The organism is Tepidimonas ignava (assembly GCF_004342625.1).
GTDB classification, from domain to species: Bacteria; Pseudomonadota; Gammaproteobacteria; order Burkholderiales; family Burkholderiaceae_C; genus Tepidimonas; species Tepidimonas ignava.
The window spans coordinates 14,081-30,378 of sequence record NZ_SMAH01000016.1 but is presented as its reverse complement, the minus strand read 5'-3'; the positions used below and the strand labels follow the sequence as shown (position 1 = coordinate 30,378).

General features: G+C 70.7%; 17 protein-coding genes. 6 read left to right on the top strand and 11 right to left on the bottom strand.

Translation table 11 applies throughout. The annotated features are described in order from the left end of the window. Window positions 1-34 precede the first annotated feature (34 nt). Window positions 35-571, top strand: coding sequence for a dihydrofolate reductase (locus EDC36_RS11430; protein WP_132963395.1), 537 nt, complete (start codon window positions 35-37; stop codon window positions 569-571). On the opposite strand, the gene EDC36_RS11425 is transcribed toward EDC36_RS11430, so the two are convergent. The 4 genes from EDC36_RS11425 to ffh form a co-directional block, all read right to left on the bottom strand. Further along, the gene (locus EDC36_RS11425; RefSeq protein WP_207895077.1) at window positions 553-912 is read right to left on the bottom strand and encodes a nucleotidyltransferase substrate binding protein; all 360 of its coding nucleotides are present in this window, start codon (window positions 910-912) and stop codon (window positions 553-555) included. The genes EDC36_RS11430 and EDC36_RS11425 overlap by 19 nt on opposite strands. A gap of 14 nt (window positions 913-926) precedes the next feature. Further along, complete coding sequence (locus EDC36_RS11420; RefSeq protein WP_165902863.1) at window positions 927-1,241, bottom strand: nucleotidyltransferase family protein; 315 nt, start codon at window positions 1,239-1,241, stop codon at window positions 927-929. Window positions 1,242-1,289: 48 nt separating this feature from the next. Continuing rightward, entirely contained in the window at window positions 1,290-1,913 is a 624-nt protein-coding gene (locus EDC36_RS11415; RefSeq protein WP_132963392.1) for a hypothetical protein, read from the bottom strand. A gap of 79 nt (window positions 1,914-1,992) precedes the next feature. Then, entirely contained in the window at window positions 1,993-3,366 is a 1,374-nt protein-coding gene (gene ffh / locus EDC36_RS11410; RefSeq protein WP_132963391.1) for a signal recognition particle protein, read from the bottom strand. A 58-nt stretch (window positions 3,367-3,424) separates the two neighbouring features. Between ffh and EDC36_RS11405 the strand changes: the two genes are divergently transcribed. Genes EDC36_RS11405 through EDC36_RS11390 form a run of 4 tightly spaced genes read left to right on the top strand, consistent with a single transcriptional unit; the run spans window position 3,425 to window position 7,459 of the window. After that, window positions 3,425-4,192 carry a cytochrome C assembly family protein gene (locus EDC36_RS11405; RefSeq protein ID WP_243646576.1) on the top strand — a complete coding sequence of 256 codons (768 nt, stop codon included), beginning with the start codon at window positions 3,425-3,427 and terminating at the stop codon, window positions 4,190-4,192. Between the two features lie 9 nt (window positions 4,193-4,201). Next, entirely contained in the window at window positions 4,202-4,450 is a 249-nt protein-coding gene (locus tag EDC36_RS11400; RefSeq protein ID WP_132963389.1) for a PP0621 family protein, read from the top strand. Then, a complete protein-coding gene (locus EDC36_RS11395) occupies window positions 4,422-6,113 on the top strand; it encodes an ATP-binding protein (protein WP_132963388.1) in 1,692 nt (563 codons plus the stop codon). The genes EDC36_RS11400 and EDC36_RS11395 overlap by 29 nt, the downstream gene beginning before the upstream one ends. Then, complete coding sequence (locus tag EDC36_RS11390; protein ID WP_132963387.1) at window positions 6,110-7,459, top strand: sigma-54-dependent transcriptional regulator; 1,350 nt, start codon at window positions 6,110-6,112, stop codon at window positions 7,457-7,459. Before EDC36_RS11395 ends, EDC36_RS11390 begins: the two co-directional genes overlap by 4 nt. A gap of 7 nt (window positions 7,460-7,466) precedes the next feature. Here EDC36_RS11390 and ntrC read toward each other — a convergent pair whose 3' ends face one another. The 6 genes from ntrC to EDC36_RS11360 form a co-directional block, all read right to left on the bottom strand. Beyond that, on the bottom strand, window positions 7,467-8,939 hold the full coding sequence (gene ntrC, locus EDC36_RS11385) for a nitrogen regulation protein NR(I) (RefSeq protein ID WP_132963386.1): 1,473 nt from the start codon (window positions 8,937-8,939) through the stop codon (window positions 7,467-7,469). Between the two features lie 46 nt (window positions 8,940-8,985). Then, window positions 8,986-10,062 (bottom strand): nitrogen regulation protein NR(II), encoded by a 1,077-nt coding sequence (gene glnL / locus EDC36_RS11380; protein ID WP_132963385.1) that lies wholly within the window; start codon window positions 10,060-10,062, stop codon window positions 8,986-8,988. Between the two features lie 6 nt (window positions 10,063-10,068). Continuing rightward, on the bottom strand, window positions 10,069-10,617 hold the full coding sequence (locus EDC36_RS11375; RefSeq protein ID WP_132963384.1) for an HlyD family secretion protein: 549 nt from the start codon (window positions 10,615-10,617) through the stop codon (window positions 10,069-10,071). 102 nt (window positions 10,618-10,719) lie between these two features. Further along, the gene (gene glnA / locus EDC36_RS11370; protein WP_132963383.1) at window positions 10,720-12,135 is read right to left on the bottom strand and encodes a type I glutamate--ammonia ligase; all 1,416 of its coding nucleotides are present in this window, start codon (window positions 12,133-12,135) and stop codon (window positions 10,720-10,722) included. Between the two features lie 150 nt (window positions 12,136-12,285). Next, window positions 12,286-13,110: a competence/damage-inducible protein A gene (locus EDC36_RS11365; protein ID WP_132963382.1), complete on the bottom strand. Its 825-nt coding sequence runs from the start codon at window positions 13,108-13,110 to the stop codon at window positions 12,286-12,288. A 7-nt stretch (window positions 13,111-13,117) separates the two neighbouring features. Then, complete coding sequence (locus EDC36_RS11360; protein WP_132963381.1) at window positions 13,118-14,017, bottom strand: EI24 domain-containing protein; 900 nt, start codon at window positions 14,015-14,017, stop codon at window positions 13,118-13,120. 62 nt (window positions 14,018-14,079) lie between these two features. Here EDC36_RS11360 and EDC36_RS11355 point away from each other — a divergent pair, with 62 nt between their 5' ends. Then, entirely contained in the window at window positions 14,080-14,916 is an 837-nt protein-coding gene (locus EDC36_RS11355) for an alpha/beta fold hydrolase (RefSeq protein ID WP_132963380.1), read from the top strand. 73 nt (window positions 14,917-14,989) lie between these two features. Here the strand turns inward: EDC36_RS11355 and EDC36_RS11350 are convergent, their stop codons facing one another. After that, window positions 14,990-16,288: a heme biosynthesis HemY N-terminal domain-containing protein gene (locus EDC36_RS11350; protein ID WP_132963379.1), complete on the bottom strand. Its 1,299-nt coding sequence runs from the start codon at window positions 16,286-16,288 to the stop codon at window positions 14,990-14,992. Between the last annotated feature and the right edge of the window lie 10 nt (window positions 16,289-16,298).

The window sequence follows — 16,298 nt, the reverse complement described above, 5'->3', positions numbered from 1 at the left end:
CGGCCGGGGTTGGCCGGCGCGTTATGCTCGCCCCATGCGTTTGAACCTGATTTACGCCCGCGCGGCCAACGGCGTCATCGGCTGCACCCGCGACGGCCGGCCCGCCATGCCCTGGCACCTGCCGGAGGACTTGGCGCACTTTCGGCGGCTGACGCAGGGCTGCCCGGTCATCATGGGCCGCACGACGTGGGACTCGCTGCCGCCGCGCTTTCGGCCACTGCCGGGGCGCGTCAACCTGGTGCTGACCCGCGACGAGGTACGGGCGGCCGAGCTGCGCGCCGCCGGAGCGGTGCCGGTGGCCAGCCTGGAAGCCGCGCTGGCCCACTGCCGCACACTGCGCGACCAGCACGGCCGCCCCCCCGCCGAGGTGTGGGTGATCGGTGGCGCGCAGGTGTACGCCCAGGCCGAGCCGCTGGCGCAGCGCGCCGTGGTCACCGAAATCGGTCATGCCTTCGACGGCGACGCCTACGCGCCGACCCTGGGACCCGCGTGGCGCGAGACGGCGCGCGAAGCGCACGTCAGCGCCACGGGGCTGCCGTTTGCCTTCGTCACTTACGAGCGCTCAAGCTGATCGAGCCACACCCGCATCAGCTCCCGGTAGGTTCCCAGCGCACCAAAAATGGCATCGGCCACCGCCTCGTTGTAGGTGTGCGAGGTCAAGTTGCGATGATCCGTCATCGCCAACGCCGTTCGGGCCTGCTCCTCCGTCAGCAAGCCGTTTTCCATGGAGGCGCGGATGACCGGTTTAGGCGAGGCCAGCTCCACGCCATAGCGCTCACGCAACACCAGCTGCGCCGCCTTCCACACCGCTTCGAAGGTGTATTCGAACCGCTGGATGGAGGCGTCTCTCACCACGGTTGAGAATGGCTCGCCAGCCAATGCCTGCAACGACGCCCAGGCGCGGCGGGCCACCGCCAAACGTTGCTTCAGCCGATCCACGCGACCCCCTCAGCATCGATTGCCTGGCGCAACTCGCTCGCAGCCGTCTCGTAGTCGACCAGGTCGACACGAAACGGTACACGGGAGTCTTCCAGCGCCTGCTTAGCCTCGGCCAAGGTATCGGCAGGAATCGGCATTGCCGCGCGCACCGCCAAGTCGATGTCGGACGTTCGGCGCGCATCCCCTCGCGCCCGCGAACCGAACAGGTACACGATCGCTTGGTGGCGCTGCGCCAACGGCGCCAGGATGCGCACGATCTCCTCACGATCGCGGGGGTCGATTCGCTGCACGGCAGGGTCCACGGCCCCTATTCTGGCACGATCGAGGTGCGTGCGACGCCTCGTCCCGGCTTACGCCTTGGGCGGTGGGCGCAGGTAGCGCTCGTCCGACCAGGTGGCCAGCCACTGCGGGGCGAAGGCGACGAACACGGCGGCGAACAAGCCGGTCAGAAACGCGTCGCCCCACGCCATCAGCCAGCGCGCCACCAGCGCTTCGTGCAGCGTGACCCCACCCATCAGGTGGTGGATGCCTTCGTACAACGCGCCAGAGGCAAACAGCGCGGCGGCGGTGCCGAAAAAGCCCCGCCCCAGCGTGTAGATGAACACATTGGGGGGCAACCAGCGCCGCAGCGCCCAGCCGATGGCCAGCGCCAGCGTCGCCGGCACCAACCCCACCCACACCCACTGCGACAGCACGGCCTGCAGCGGCGCCTGCCCCAGCAGCCACACCAGCGCCGCCACGCCCAGCAGCACGGGCACGGCCAGCGGCCAGCCCAGCATCAGCACCAGCAAGCTGGCCCCGGAGAACTGCACCGCCATGCCGGCGGGCAATTTTTGCGGCAGCAGCCACAGCCACGGCAACACCGCCAGCGCCGCCAACGCGGGCGACAACAGCGGCCCGCGCAGCATCCGCCATGGCCGCACGGCCAGCGCGGCGGCCACGGCCAGCACGGTCAAGGCAAGCTCCAGCACCATCACGGCACCCTACTCTACCGGCGCGGGGCCCCAAGGCGCTTGCGATGGATCAAGACCGCACCCCGCGGGTGGCGGCGCGTCAGCGCCCGGGCAAGCCCGGCAAGCCACCCAGCCCTTTCATCCCGCCCAGACGCTTCATCATTTTCATCAGGCCGCCGCCTTTCATCTTCTTCATCATCGCCTGCATCTGCTCAAACTCCTTGAGCAGGCGGTTGACCTCCTGCACCTGCACCCCGGCGCCGGCGGCGATGCGGCGCTTGCGGCTGGCCTTGATGATCTCGGGGTGGCGCCGCTCCTCAGGGGTCATCGCGCAGATGATGCCCTCTTTGCGGCGGATGTCTTTTTCGGCGCGGGACAAGTCGGCCTCGCCCGCTTTGGCCGCCAGTTGCGTGGGCAGCTTGTCCAGCAGGCTGGACAGTCCGCCCATTTTCTTCATCTGCCGGATCTGCTCGAGAAAGTCCTCCAGGTCGAAGCCGCCGCTTTTGACCTTGGCCGCCAGCTTTTGCGCCTGCTGCAGGTCCACGCCGGCGGTCACCTGCTCCACCAGCGCCACGATGTCGCCCATGCCCAGCACACGCCCGGCGTGGCGCTCGGCGTCGAACAGCTCCAGGCCGTCGATTTTTTCGCTGACGCCGGCGAACTTGATCGGCGCGCCGGTGATGGCCCGCACCGACAGCGCCGCGCCGCCGCGCGAGTCACCGTCCAGCTTGGTCAGCACGATGCCCGTCAGCGGCAGCGCCTCCTTGAACGCGCGCGCGGTGTTGACCGCGTCCTGGCCCTGCATCGCATCGACGACGAACAGCGTCTCCGCCGGCTTGAGCTCGGCGTGCAGCGCCTGGATCTCGCGCATCATGGCCTCGTCGATGGCCAGCCGCCCCGCCGTGTCCACCAGCAGCACGTCGAAGTAGTGCCGGCGCGCGTGGTCCAGCGCCGCGCGCGCGATGTCCAGCGGCGACTGCTGCGGCGTACTGGCAAACCACTCGGCCCCGGCTTGGCGCGTCACGGTCTTGAGCTGCTCGATGGCCGCCGGCCGGTACACGTCGGTGCTGACGGTCAGCACCTTTTTCTTGCGCCGCTCGATCAGCCACTTGGCGAGCTTGGCGGTGGTGGTGGTCTTGCCCGCGCCCTGCAAGCCGGCCATCAGGATCACCGCGGGCGGCTGCACGGCCAGGTTGAGGTCGGCCACGCCCGCGCCCATCGTCGCGGCCAGCTCGCGGTGGATGATGCCCACCAGCGCCTGCCCCGGCGTGAGCGACCCCACCACCTCCTGCCCCAAGGCCTTGTCCTTGACACGGGCGATGAAGTCGCGCACCACCGGCAAGGCCACATCGGCCTCCAGCAGCGCCATGCGCACCTCGCGCAGCATGTCCTGCACGTTGCTTTCGGTGATACGGGCCTGGCCGCGCAGTTCTTTGACCAGGCGCGACAATTTTTCGGTGAGGGCGGATGCCATGGCGGGGCTTCGTTACACTAGACGGATGATTGTATCGGCGAGCCCCTGGTGGATGGTGATGCCCGCGCTGGGCGCCGCGGTGGGTTACGCCGCGCTGGCCGCCTGGGCGCGGCGCGCGGCAGGGCGTGGGTTGGACATGCTGCTGTGGGCCACGCTGGCGCTGCACGCGCTGGCGCTGGCCACGGGGTTTGCCGTCCCGCCGGTGCGCTTTGGTTTTGCCCCGACGCTGTCGGTGACGGCGTGGCTGGTGCTGGCGGTGTACGCGGTGGAAACGCGGCTGTACCCCCAGATGGGCGTGCGCTGGCCGCTGGCGCTGCTGGGCGCGCCCGCGGTGTTGCTGGCGCTGCTGTTTCCCGGCACGGTGGTGCCAGCCTTGCCGTCGCCCTGGCTGCCCCTGCATTGGTCGCTGGGGTTTGCCTCGTACGGACTGCTGGGCGCGGCGGTGGCGCACGGCTGGATGATGCAGCGCACCGAGGCCAGCATCCGCGCCGGGGGGGTGCAGCCCACGGCGCTGCCGCTGCTGGCGCTGGAGCGGCTGACGTTTCGCTTCGTCGCAGCGGCGTTCGCGCTGTTGACGCTGACGCTGTTGGCGGGGTGGGTCTTTGCCGAGCAACTCGGCACCGCCGCACGCTGGATCACGCACAAAACCGTCTTCACGGTGCTGTCGTGGGTGGTGCTGGCGGTGCTGCTGTGGGGGCGCTGGCGCTGGGGTTGGCGTGGCCGCTTGGCGGTGCGCATGCTGTATGCGGCCGGCGCGCTGCTGCTGCTGGGCTACGTCGGTTCGCACTTCGTGCTGGAAGTGATCCTGCGCCGCGGCGCGGTCTGAAAGGGCGCCATGCAGGGGTTGTTGAAGTGGCTGCTGGTGATCGCGGTGGTGGTGCTGGGCTGGGCCTGGTGGCGCCAGCAGCGGGTACCCCGCCCACCCAGGCCCACCCCTGGCAAGGCGCCGGCCACCCCCTCACACCTGCCCGAGCCGATGCTGCGCTGCCGCCATTGCGGCACCCACGTGCCCGCCAGCGACGCCGTGCGCGGCGCGCTTGGCCCGTACTGCAGCGATGAGCACCGACGCCTGGCCGAAGGATGACCCCGCCCGCGCAGGGTTGGGGCCGTCGTGGCCCCTGCCCGGCGCGCGCGATGCCGCCGCGCCGCCGGTGCGCCTGTGGCGTCTGTTGCTGTGGGTGCGCGTGCTGCTGGCGCTGGGCCTGCTGGCCCTGGAGAGCGTGGGCTGGTACCACGGACAGACCACAGCGTGGGTGCTGGCGCTCAACGCGCTGTTCGTGGTCTGGACGGTGGTGGGCTTGGCGCTCGGCCCGCCCGCCCACACCGCGGGGGTGTGGTCGCCGCTGTGGTTGTTGACGGTATGGGCCGACCTGGCGGTGTTCGCCGCGCTGGAGGTGCTGGCCCCCGGGGGGCTCAACTTCACCCCGCTGTTCGTGTGGCCGGTGTTGCTGGCGGCGGTGCTGGGGCCGCCGCGGCTGGCGCTGGGCGCGGCCGCCGCCGGCACCCTGGTGCTGTTGGGCCGGGCAGCGGCCGTCGACACGCTGGGCGGCGCGGCCTGGCTGCAAGCGGGCGTGACCGGCACGGGGCTGTTCGCGGTGGCGCTGCTGGCCGCGCACCTGACCACCCGCCTGGCGGCCGAAGCGGCCGCGGCCCGCCACGGCGAGGCTCGGGCCCGGCTGCAAACCGAGGTCAACCGCCTGATCGCGCGCGGCCTGCAAGAGGGCATCGTCGTCACCGACGGCGCGGGGCACCCCCGCTACGTCAACCCGGCCGCCGCCCGCATGCTGGGGGTGGGCGACGAGTTGGTCGCGGCGCCGGACGACCCCGAGGCTCTCGTCGCAGCGGTGGGCGGCACGCCGGCCTGGCAGGCGTTGGCGCACTGGCTGACCACCCAGCCCCACCCAACCGGAACCCACGACCTGACCCTGCCCTTGCCCGACGGGCGCCAGCGCCGGGTGCGGGTGCAGCCCCGCCTTGCCGACCTCGGCCCAGGCTTGGTGGCCGAGGTGCTGCTGCTGCAAGACCTGCACGCGCTCGAGCAGCGCATCCACACCGAAAAGCTGGCCGCGATGGGCCGGGTTTCGGCCGCCGTGGCGCACGAAATCCGCAACCCCCTGGCGGCCATCGCGCAGGCCAGCGCCTTGCTGCAGGAGGATGACCCCAGCGCCGCCCAGCGCCGCTTGCTCACCTTGATCGAGCAAAACGTGCGGCGGCTGGCGCGCACGGTGGACGATGTGCTGGAAGCGGCCCGCAACCCGTGGTCGGACGCCGTGACAGGGCCTGCCGGCGTGCTGGCGCTGGACCCCTTCGTCGACGCGGTGCTGCGCGATTGGCTGGCGCAGCGGCCCCAAGGCGCGCGGCTGCAAACGTCGCTCGCAGCGCCATCGGCGCAGGTGCGCTTCGACCCCGAACATCTGCGCCGCGTGCTGGTCAACCTGCTGGACAACGCCGACCGGCACGCCAGCGCGTCCCCTGGCGCCATCCGGGTGGAAACGCACAGCGACGCCCACCACGCCCACCTGAGCGTGTGGAGCGACAGCCCGCCCATCGGGGCGCCGTTGCGTGACCACCTGTTCGAGCCCTTTGCCAGCGCGCACAGCCGCTCCAGCGGGCTGGGGCTGTTTTTGTCGCGTGAGCTGTGCCAACGCTATCATGCCAGCCTGCACCACGACGTGGCCACCCGCGCCGGCCGCGCCGGCAACGCCTTCGTGGTGAGCGTGCCGCTGTCCACACCGTCCGAGCCATGAACGCGCCCGCCGTGCTGATCGTCGAAGACGAGCCCGACCTGCGCCAGCTCTACGCGCTGACGCTGGCCAAGGTCGGCACCGCGGTGGACCAGGCCTCGGACGTGGCGCACGCGCGCCAATGCCTGCAAGCGCAGCGCTACAGCGTGTTGATCATCGACATGCGGCTGCCCGACGGCAGCGGATTGGAACTGCTGCAGGAGCTGGCCCGCGCCGGGCGGCCCGAGCGGGCGATCGTGGTCACGGCCTACGGATCGGCCGACAACGCGGTGCAGGCCCTCAAGGCCGGCGCCTTCGACTACCTGACCAAACCGGTGTCCCCGGCCCGGCTGCGGCAGGCGGTGGTGGCCGCGCTGCAAGCCAGCGCCGCACCTTCGCCCACGCCGGCGCTGGCCGCCCCCGACCCAAGCCACAACGACGCCCTGCAACAACTGGTGGGCGACTCCGAGGCCATGCAAGCCGTGCGCGCCACGGTGCAGCGCGTGGCGCGCACGATGGCGCCCGTGTTGATCAGCGGCGAATCCGGCACCGGCAAAGAGCTGATCGCGCGCGCCCTGCACGCGTGCAGCCACCGTGCCAGCGGGCCGTTTGTGGCCGTCAACTGCGGCGCCATTCCACCGGATCTGCTGGAGTCCGAGCTGTTTGGCCACAAGCGCGGCGCCTTCACCGGCGCCAGCGCCGACCGCGTCGGGCTGTTCCAGGCCGCGCATGGTGGCACGCTGTTCCTCGACGAAGTCGCCGACCTGCCACTGCCGATGCAGGTCAAGCTGCTGCGCGCGCTGCAGGAACGCGCCGTGCGCCCTGTGGGGGCCGTGGCGGAGGAGCCGGTGGACGTGCGCATTGTCAGCGCCACCCACAAAGCGCTGGCGCAGCTCGTTCAGGCGGGCCAGTTCCGCCATGACCTGTACTACCGCCTCAACGTCATCCCGATCCACGCCCCGGCGCTGCGCGAGCACCCCGACGACCTGCCCGCCATCGCCGTGGCCATCCTGCAACGGTTGGCGCAGCGCGAACGCCTACCCGCCCCGCCCCGCCTGACCGAAGCGGCGCTGGCGCGGCTGCGTCGCCACCCGTTCCCTGGCAACGTGCGCGAGCTGGAAAACCTGCTGGAGCGCGCGCTGGCCCTGCACCCCGGCCCGACGCTGGACGCCGAGGCGCTGGCGCTGGATGCCGCCGCCCACGGCGACGCCGAGATCCCGGCCGACCACGACGACGCCCCGCTGACCCGCGCCGAGCTGGAGGCCCGGCTGCAGCGCAACCGCTGGAACCAATCACGCACCGCGCGCGAGCTGGGCTGGACACTGGCCAAGCTGCGCTACTGGATGCAGCGGCTCGGCCTGGCGGCGTGAGGCATCCTCAGCCATCCAACCCCAACTCGTCGATCTTGCGTGTGATGGTGTTGCGGCCGATGCCCAGGCGCTGCGCGGCGTCGATACGGCGGCCGTGGGTGTGGTGCAAGGCCGCCTCGATCAGGCAGCGCTCGAAGCGCTGGGTGAGCGCGTCCCACACCTGACCGGGCTGGGCGTGCAGCAACTGCAGCGCTTCGGCACGCAGGGCGTCTTCCCAGCCCGCCGGGCCGCCCGGCCCCGCACGGTCCGCCGGCGCGCGGGGGGTGGCTGGTGTGACCGCGGTGCCAAGGTCCGCGGGGGCGGCTGGCGCCGCCAACGCTTGCAGCACCTCGGGCGGCAAGTCCTCCACCCCCACCACCTGCGCCGGGGCCATCACGGTGAGCCAGTGGCACAGGTTTTCCAACTGGCGCACGTTGCCGGGAAAGTCGTAGCGCTGCAGGGCGGCCAGTGCTTCGGGCGACAAGCGCTTGGGCTCCACCGCCAGTTGGCGTGCGCTTTGCTGCAAAAAGAACCGCGCCAGCAGCGGGATGTCCTCACGCCGCTGGCGCAGCGGCGGCAGGCGCAGGCGGATGACGTTGAGGCGGTGGTACAGGTCTTCGCGGAACGCGCCTTCGCGCACGCGCTGCTCCAGGTTTTGGTGCGTGGCGGCGATGACACGCACGTTGGCCTTGATGGGGGCGTGGCCGCCGACGCGGTAGTAATGCCCGTCGGACAACACGCGCAGCAGGCGCGTTTGCAACTCCAGCGGCATGTCGCCGATTTCGTCCAGAAACAGCGTGCCGCCCTCGGCCTGCTCGAAGCGGCCGCGGCGCAGCGCCTGCGCGCCGGTGAAGGCGCCGCGCTCGTGGCCAAACAGCTCGGACTCCAGCAGGTCGCGCGGGATGGCGGCGGTGTTGATGGCGACGAACGGACCGCCCGCGCGCGGCGAGTGCTTGTGCAACGCGCGCGCCACCAGCTCTTTGCCGGTGCCGGATTCGCCGGTGATCAGCACCGTGACGTGGCTTTGGCTGAGCCGGCCGATGGCGCGAAACACGTCCTGCATGGCCGGCGCCTGCCCCAGCATTTCGGGCGCCACCTGCAGGGCCTCGGCGCTGGCTTCCTCGTCGCGCAGGCTCTCATCGGCGGCGCGGCGGATCAGCTCGACCGCTTTGGGCAAGTCGAACGGCTTGGGCAGGTACTCAAACGCCCCACCCTGAAACGCTGCCACCGCGCTGTCCAGGTCGGAGTAGGCGGTCATGATGATCACCGGCAGCCGGGGGCGCTGGCGGCGCACCTGCTCCAGCAGTTGCAAGCCGGTGCTGCCGGGCATGCGGATGTCGCTGACCAGCACCTGCGGGCCGTCGTCGCTGGCGTCGGCCAAGGCGTCCAGCACGGCGCGCGGCGAATCGAAGCTGCGTGTGGTCAGGCCCTCGCGCGCCAGGGCTTTTTCCAGCACGAAGCGGATGGAGGGGTCATCGTCGACGATCCAGATCGGTTTCATGCGCCAGCCTTGTGCATCGTTGCCACCCCGGGCCCCGTGGCCGCACTCACGCCAGCGGGATCAGGATGGTGAAGTCGGTGTGGCCCGGGCGGCTGTCGCATTCGATCAGGCCCTGGTGCTGCTGCACGAAGGTCTGCGCCAGCGTCAGGCCCAGGCCGGTGCCCCCGTCGCGCCCGGACACCAGCGGGTAAAAGATGCGCTCGCGGATGTCGTCGGGCACGCCGGGGCCGTTGTCGATGACATGCAATTCCAATGCCAGGCGCACGCGCCGCTTGCCAAAGGTCACCTGCCGCTGCACACGCGTGCGCAGGGTGATGCGCGCGTCGCCCGCGGCGATACGCTCGCGCAGGGCCTGCGCGGCGTTGTGCGCCAGGTTGAGCACGGCCTGGATCAGCAGCTCGCGGTCGCCCCGGAACTCGGGGATCGAGGTGTCGTAGTCGCGCACCACCTGCAGGCCTTTGGGAAACTCGGCCAGCAGCACCGCGCGCACGCGCTCGCACACCTCGTGGATGTTGACGTCGCTGAACTGCAGCGCGCGCCGGTGCGGCTCCAGCAGCCGGTCCACCAGCGCTTGCAGGCGATCGGCCTCGTGCACGATGACGTCGGTGTACTCGGCCAGGTCGGGCCGCTGCCCCAGCTCCATTTGCAGCAGCTGCGCCGCGCCACGGATGCCGCCCAAGGGGTTTTTGATCTCGTGCGCCAGGTTGCGGATCATCGCCTTGTTGGCCTGGGTCTGCTCCAGCAACCGCTCTTCGCGCTCCTGACGCGCCTGCTGCTCCAGCGGCAGCATTTCGACGATGCGCCGCGCACGTTCGTCGGTCGTGGCCAGCACCAGGTGCACCGGCAGCGGCGGCCGCAGCAGGCGGCGCAACTGCGTGTCGTAGCGGATGACGGCGTACTCGTGCTGCTGCGCACCTTGCAGCGCGTTGTGCCACAGCGACGCCGGCAGCAGCCAGTCGGCCAGATCGACCCCTTGCAGGTTGCGCCGCGACAGGCCGATGGCGTCTTCCAGCGCGTGGTTGGCGTAAACGATGCGACCGGCGTCGTCGACCACCGCCACCAGCGTGGCCAGCAGATCCAGCGCCGACAGGTCGGCCGAAGCTGGTACAGCGGTGTCGGTCATCGGTGTTCAGCGGCCCTCGGCCGGGGGCAAGCGGGCCAGCTCACGCTGCAGCGCGGCCACGTCGGCCTCGGCACGCTCGACGCGCGCGCGCAGCTCCTCCACCCGCGCCTGGTAGCGCGGCCCGTCGGTGCGCTCGTTGGCCAGGCGCGGGGGCTTGCCGTCGGCGTAGTCGGCGCGGGCCTGCTCCAGGCGTTGCTGCGCGCGCTGCAGCTCTTGCTCCAGGATGCGGCGCGCTTCGGCGTCGCGCTGGCGCTGCTCGCCAGCGCCAACCCGCTCGGCGCCATTGCGTGCCGCGGGGGCGGCGGCCGCGCCGCCGCTGCCCGTCGGCGGGGTGGCCGCGGGCGGCGGCACGCGCGTGCCTTCGACGATGGTCAGGTTGCCTCCCTGGACTTCGCGGCATCCACGGCCGAGCGGGTCGGGGCCGGGGTTGTTGGTGTATTCGTTGCCGCAGCGCCAGATTTTGCTGCCTTGCGCCAGCGCCGGCAGCCCCATGGCGCCCAGCGCCAGCAGCAGCGCCACAGCCGTCCCCTTGCGTGCGTGCGTTGGTGCTCTCATGGCCACAGTATCACCCAAAACGGTGCGGGGCGGCACCCGGCCGCCCCGCACTCCACGGTCACCGCCGCCCTGCCGTCGCGCCGGCCGCAGGGCGGTGCGCCATCACAGGCTGAAGTACATGTCGTACTCGGTCGGGGTGACCTCGACACGGGCACGGTTGACTTCCTGCATCTTGAGCTCGATGTAGGCGTCGATCATGCTGTCGGTGAACACGCCGCCCTTGGTCAGGAACGCACGGTCCTTGTCCAGGTAGTCCAGCGCCATGTCGAGGCTGTGGCACACGGTGGGCACCAGCTTGTCCTCTTCCGGCGGCAGGTGGTACAGGTCCTTGGTGGCGGCTTCGCCCGGGTGGATTTTGTTTTCCACGCCGTCCAGGCCCGCCATCAGCAGCGCGGCAAAGCACAGGTACGGGTTGGCCATCGGGTCCGGGAAGCGCGCCTCGACACGGCGTGCCTTCGGGTTGGCCACGTAGGGGATGCGGATCGAGGCCGAGCGGTTCTTGGCCGAGTACGCCAGCTTGACCGGCGCTTCGAAGTGGGGCACCAGGCGCTTGTAGCTGTTGGTGGTGGGGTTGGTGATGGCGTTGAGCGCGCGGGCGTGCTTGATGATGCCGCCGATGTAGTACAGCGCAAAGTCGCTCAGGCCCGCGTAGCCGTCACCGGCAAACAGGTTCTTGCCGTCTTTCCACACCGACTGGTGCACGTGCATGCCGCTGCCGTTGTCGCCGTGGTAGGGCTTGGGCATGAAGGTGGCGGTCTTGCCGTAGCGCTCGGCGACGTTCCAGATCACGTACTTGAGGGTCTGCGTCCAGTCGGCACGCTGCACCAGCGTGGAGAACTTGGTGCCGATTTCGCACTGGCCGGCGCCCGCCACTTCGTGGTGGAACACCTCGACCGGGATGCCCAGCGACTCCAGGATCAGCACCATCTCGGCGCGCATGTCGTGCGTGCTGTCCACCGGCGGCACCGGGAAGTAGCCGCCCTTGGTGCGCGGACGGTGGCCACGGTTGCCGTTGTCGTATTTGGTGCCGGTGTTCCAGGGCGCTTCGTACTCCTCGATTTCGTAGAAGCAGTTGCCCGGCTGGGTGCTCCAGCGCACGCCGTCGAACAGGAAAAACTCCGGCTCAGGCCCGAAGTAAGCGGTGTCACCCAGGCCGGAAGCCTTCAGGTACGCCTCGGCGCGCTTGGCGATCGAGCGCGGGTCACGGTCGTAGGCCTTGCCGTCGCTGGGCTCGATGACGTCGCACTGCAAAAACAGCGTCGTTTCCTCGAAGAACGGGTCCAGGTTGGCGGTGGCGGGGTCGGGCATCAGCAGCATGTCGGACGCTTCGATGCCTTTCCAGCCGGCGATCGACGAGCCGTCGAAGGCGTGGCCGCTGGTGAATTTGTCCTCGCTGAAGGCCGACACCGGCACGGTCACGTGCTGCTCCTTGCCACGGGTGTCGGTGAAGCGGAAATCGACGAACTTGACGTCGTTTTCCTTGATCATGTTCATGACGTCGGCGACGGTTTTGGCCATGCCAGTGCTCCTTGTTGCGGTGAGGGGTCAGAAACGTTGACGTGGGTCAGGCTAAGCACGTTGCGTGCCAGGTTGCGCGCGTGATCAGTTGGGCCAACGAACCACCCTACAATGCACCACAACAGTGCATTGCACCAACAGCGTGCATCGTTATCGCACCATTTCAGGGCCTAGCCGCTGCGCCATCGCGCGCAACCCCGCCAGCAGCGCATCGTACGCGATTTGCACCGCCTCGGGCGGCCCTTTGACGCCCAGTTCGATGTGGCGGCCGTGCTCGGGGTGGTCCACGCTGGGCAGGCTGAACACGCGCACCTGCGGATGGTCGGCTTCGATGCGCTCCATCAGCGGCGTCAGCGTGGCCTCCATCGCGCCGTACACGATGACAGAGCGCTCGCGCTGCGCCGCGCGACCGTGCAGGTCACGGTGCAGGGTGTCGAGCACCCACTCGATCATCGGCCAGGCCATGACCGGAAACCCGGGCACGAAATGCACCACGCCCCCGCCCGGGCCGCGGCAACTGAAACCGGGGATTTTGTTGTACGGGTTGGGGATGATCGTGGCGCCCTCGGGGAAGCAACCCATTTGCAGCCGCTGGACGTGGTCGGGGCGGCTGGGGTCGTAGGGCTCGCCACGCTCGGCACACATGTCGCGGATGCGCTGCTCGATCAGCGCCTTGGCCTCGGGGTGCAGGGTCAGCGGCACACCCAGCGCGGCGGCCGCAGCCTGGCGCGTGTGGTCGTCCGGCGTGGCGCCGATGCCGCCGGTGGACAGCACCACGCCGTCGCGTGCAAAGGCCTGGCGCAGCACCTCGGTGATCGCCGCGCGGTCGTCGCCCACGTAGTGCGCCCAGGCCAGTTGCAGCCCACGGGCCTGCAGCAGCTCGATCACTTTGGGCATATGCTTGTCTTGCCGCTTGCCCGACAGGATCTCATCACCGATGACGATCAGGCCGATGGAGGGTTTGTCTGTGTTCACACCAACCTCATGAGGACGACGGGGGCAGTTCGCGCGCGGGGACGTCGATGACCCGCTCGGGGGGCGGCGGGACGGCGTCGCGCGCCGGCGCGGTCTGGGTGGCCACCGACGGGGTGGCGTGGCGCAGCTCGGCCAACGCCGCCAGCAGGTAGTGCACGAACCACAGCGACGCAAACGCAAACACCAGCGCGTAAATCCAGATGGCCAGCGGCAGCAGCAACGGCGCCAGCGCGATGAACATGGCCCCGGAGGCCCACAACACGCTGGGCGCGGCGCTGAGCAAGCCCGTCACGATGCCCATGGCCAGCAGCGGCACGCGGTGGGTGCGCATCAACGCGCGCCGCTCGTCGACGCTGGCGTGTTCGGCCAACGCGTCGTAGGCCAGCACGCGGTACGACAGCCACCCCCAAATGAGCGCGGGCAGCACCAGCGCCAGCGGCGGCACCAGCCACAGCGGCAGGGACACCAACAACATCAGCAGCGCCAGCACGGTCGACCACAGCGACCACCCCAGCCCACGCCACCATCCGCCGCCGTGGCGCCGCTCCAGGTCGGCAAAGCGCCGCGCCGCCACCAGGTCCACGATCGCCGGCGTCATCATCAGCGCCACCAGCAGCAACGCGGCCACGACGATGATGGGCGTGGCCACCAGCAGCACCAGCAACGGCGCCACCACGTGGCGCAGCGCGCCCAGGCCCACGCTGTCGAGCCAGCCCAGCACGAACTCCACCAGCGACCACGACTGCAGCCACTGCAGCACCGCGTCGACCGCCTGGTCCCAAAACAGGTAGCCCAGCGCCAGCGCCCCCGCCACCATCAGCGCCAGCGGCAGCAGCGACAGCGCGATCACCCGTGGGTGCAAGCAATAGGCGACCGAGCGCCAAAACGATCCGAGCAACAAGCGCATGGGGTCGTAAGCATAACCCGACGCGCCCTGGGCCGTGCGCGCCGCCGGCTACGATACGGCCCATGCCGCCCAACACGCCCCTAACACCCAACACGCCCCTGCCAGCGCCGCAGCGCGTGCCGGTGCACGGGGTGGCGCTGGAGGTGCAGGCCATCGCCCCGCCCCACGCCACCCGCGCGCGCGCGCCGATGGTGTTTTTGCACGAGGGGCTGGGCAGCGTGGGCCTGTGGCGCCAGCGCGGTCAGCACTGGCCGCAGGCGCTGTGCCACGCCAGCGGGCGTGTGGGTTGGCTGTACTCGCGCCAGGGCTACGGTGGGTCGGACCCGATCCCCGACGTGCGCGGCACCGGCCGCCATGGCCCCGACTACATGCACCGGCATGCGTGGACGGTGCTGCCCGCGCTGCTGCAGGCGCTGGGCATCCAACAGCCGCCGTTGCTGGTGGGCCACTCGGACGGCGCCACGATCGCGCTGCTGTACGCGGCGCGCCACCCGGTGGCGGGGGTGGTGGCGCTGGCGCCGCACGTGTTCGTGGAGGACGTGGCGCTGGGCGCCATCGCCGCCGCGCGCGACGCGTACCTGCATGGCGACCTGCGCGCGCGCCTGGCGCGCCACCACGCCGATGTGGACAACGCCTTTTGGCAGTGGAACGACGTGTGGCTCAGCCCGGCGTTTCGCACCTTCGACATCCGTGCCGAATGCGCCCGCATCCGCGCACCGCTGCTGCTGGTGCAGGGCGAACAGGACGAGTACGGCACGCTGGCGCAGCTCGACGCGATCGCCATGCAAGTGCCCCACGCGCAACGCTGCGTGTTGCCCGACTGCGGACACAGCCCCCACCGGGATCAGCCCGAGGCGCTGCTGGCGGCCTGTGTGGATTTCATCGCGACGGTGCCCTGACGTTGTCGGCGTTGGGCGCCAATACATGGCGGCGTCCCGCCCGTCGGCACCGGCTGACGCGCCAAGCGCGTGGTCACACGGACGGCAAACCGACCCGCGCCGCCTGCTGCCAAGCTTGCTGCGCGGCGTCGGCGTCGCCACGCTGCTCGGCCAATTCGGCCAGCGCCACCCAGGCGCGGCGTTGCACATCGCCAGCGGGCAGCGATCGGGCCGCCAGCTGCAGCAGCGTTTGCGCTTTGCCCCACAACCCACGGGCGCGGTACGCCTGCCCCGCCAGGTATTGCAACGCGACATCGTTGGGGGCACGCTGCTGGGCCTGCTCCAGCCGCGCCAGCCACGTGCCCTCCAGCCGTGCCAACCACGGCTCGACCAACGCCACGGCCTGCAGCCGTTCGTCGTCGCCCAACTGGTCCAGGCCACTCCAGGCGACCCGGATCGCCTCGTCGACGACGGCCGGCAGGCCCGCGCCCGGTTCGTCCATCGGCCAGCCCAGCTGCGCCACGCGGCGCAGCACCACCAGCGCCCGACGCGGGTCACGCCGCTCGTCGCCCTGCAGCAGCCGCCACGCCGCCAGCAGCGAGGCGGCGTCGCTGGCGGCTTGCACCGCGTCACGCCACAAACCGCGCAGCAGCGACTGGGCCGCCTGCGGCGACAGCGCCCGGTGTTTGGCCAGCAAGCGCGCCAGCTCCAACGCCGCATGGGTGTCGCGGCGCGCTTGCGCCAGCCGCAGCCGCAACCGCACCGCTTGGATGCGCCGCGCCGCCCCTTGCGGCAGTTGGCCCAGGTACTGCGCCGCCGCCTGCAGATCACCGGCGTCCAGCGCCCACTCGGCGGCGCACAGCAACACCCCCTCGCGGGCCTCGGCCACGCCGTCACCGTGCGGCGGCTGCGTGCCTTGCAGGGCCGCCGCCAGCCATGCGTCACGCTGCCCGTGTTGGCCCAGCGCGTGCGCGCTTTGCGCCGCCACCAGGTGCGCCAGCACCCACAGCCCTCCACGGTACGGCGGCAGCTCACCAGGCTGCTGCAGGCGTTCGATCGCCTCGCGCGCCGCGGTTTGCGCGCGCACGAAGCGCCCACCCAACTGGTAGCCCTGCGCCTGCAGCAGCAGGCCGACGGTGGCACGCTCGTGCTGCAGCGCGCGCCAGCGCCGCGCGCGTGCCGGCAGCGCACGCAGCCAGGCCACCCCACGCAGCGCCGCGTACAGCAGCGCAAAACCCGCCACCAGCGCCACCAGCACCAGGTTGAACGACGCGTCCACGCGCCACGGCGGCCAAAACAGCGACACGGTGGCGGGGTTGTCGCCCATCAACAACGCCGCCGCGACGGCCAGTGCCGCCAGCAGCAGCCAGCCAAAGATGCGCTTCACCGCCATACCCCGCCCC

Bases quoted from the DNA above. Each gene is read 5' to 3' on its own strand.
- EDC36_RS11430 (WP_132963395.1), top strand. From the start codon at position 35: ATGCGTTTGAACCTGATTTACGCCCGCGCGGCCAACGGCGTCATCGGC.
- EDC36_RS11415 (WP_132963392.1), bottom strand. From the start codon at position 1,913: ATGGTGCTGGAGCTTGCCTTGACCGTGCTGGCCGTGGCCGCCGCGCTG.
- ffh (WP_132963391.1), bottom strand. From the start codon at position 3,366: ATGGCATCCGCCCTCACCGAAAAATTGTCGCGCCTGGTCAAAGAACTG.
- EDC36_RS11405 (WP_243646576.1), top strand. From the start codon at position 3,425: ATGCCCGCGCTGGGCGCCGCGGTGGGTTACGCCGCGCTGGCCGCCTGG.
- EDC36_RS11400 (WP_132963389.1), top strand. From the start codon at position 4,202: ATGCAGGGGTTGTTGAAGTGGCTGCTGGTGATCGCGGTGGTGGTGCTG.
- EDC36_RS11395 (WP_132963388.1), top strand. From the start codon at position 4,422: ATGAGCACCGACGCCTGGCCGAAGGATGACCCCGCCCGCGCAGGGTTG.
- EDC36_RS11390 (WP_132963387.1), top strand. From the start codon at position 6,110: ATGAACGCGCCCGCCGTGCTGATCGTCGAAGACGAGCCCGACCTGCGC.
- ntrC (WP_132963386.1), bottom strand. From the start codon at position 8,939: ATGAAACCGATCTGGATCGTCGACGATGACCCCTCCATCCGCTTCGTG.
- glnL (WP_132963385.1), bottom strand. From the start codon at position 10,062: ATGACCGACACCGCTGTACCAGCTTCGGCCGACCTGTCGGCGCTGGAT.
- EDC36_RS11375 (WP_132963384.1), bottom strand. From the start codon at position 10,617: ATGAGAGCACCAACGCACGCACGCAAGGGGACGGCTGTGGCGCTGCTG.
- glnA (WP_132963383.1), bottom strand. From the start codon at position 12,135: ATGGCCAAAACCGTCGCCGACGTCATGAACATGATCAAGGAAAACGAC.
- EDC36_RS11360 (WP_132963381.1), bottom strand. From the start codon at position 14,017: ATGCGCTTGTTGCTCGGATCGTTTTGGCGCTCGGTCGCCTATTGCTTG.
- EDC36_RS11355 (WP_132963380.1), top strand. From the start codon at position 14,080: ATGCCGCCCAACACGCCCCTAACACCCAACACGCCCCTGCCAGCGCCG.
- EDC36_RS11350 (WP_132963379.1), bottom strand. From the start codon at position 16,288: ATGGCGGTGAAGCGCATCTTTGGCTGGCTGCTGCTGGCGGCACTGGCC.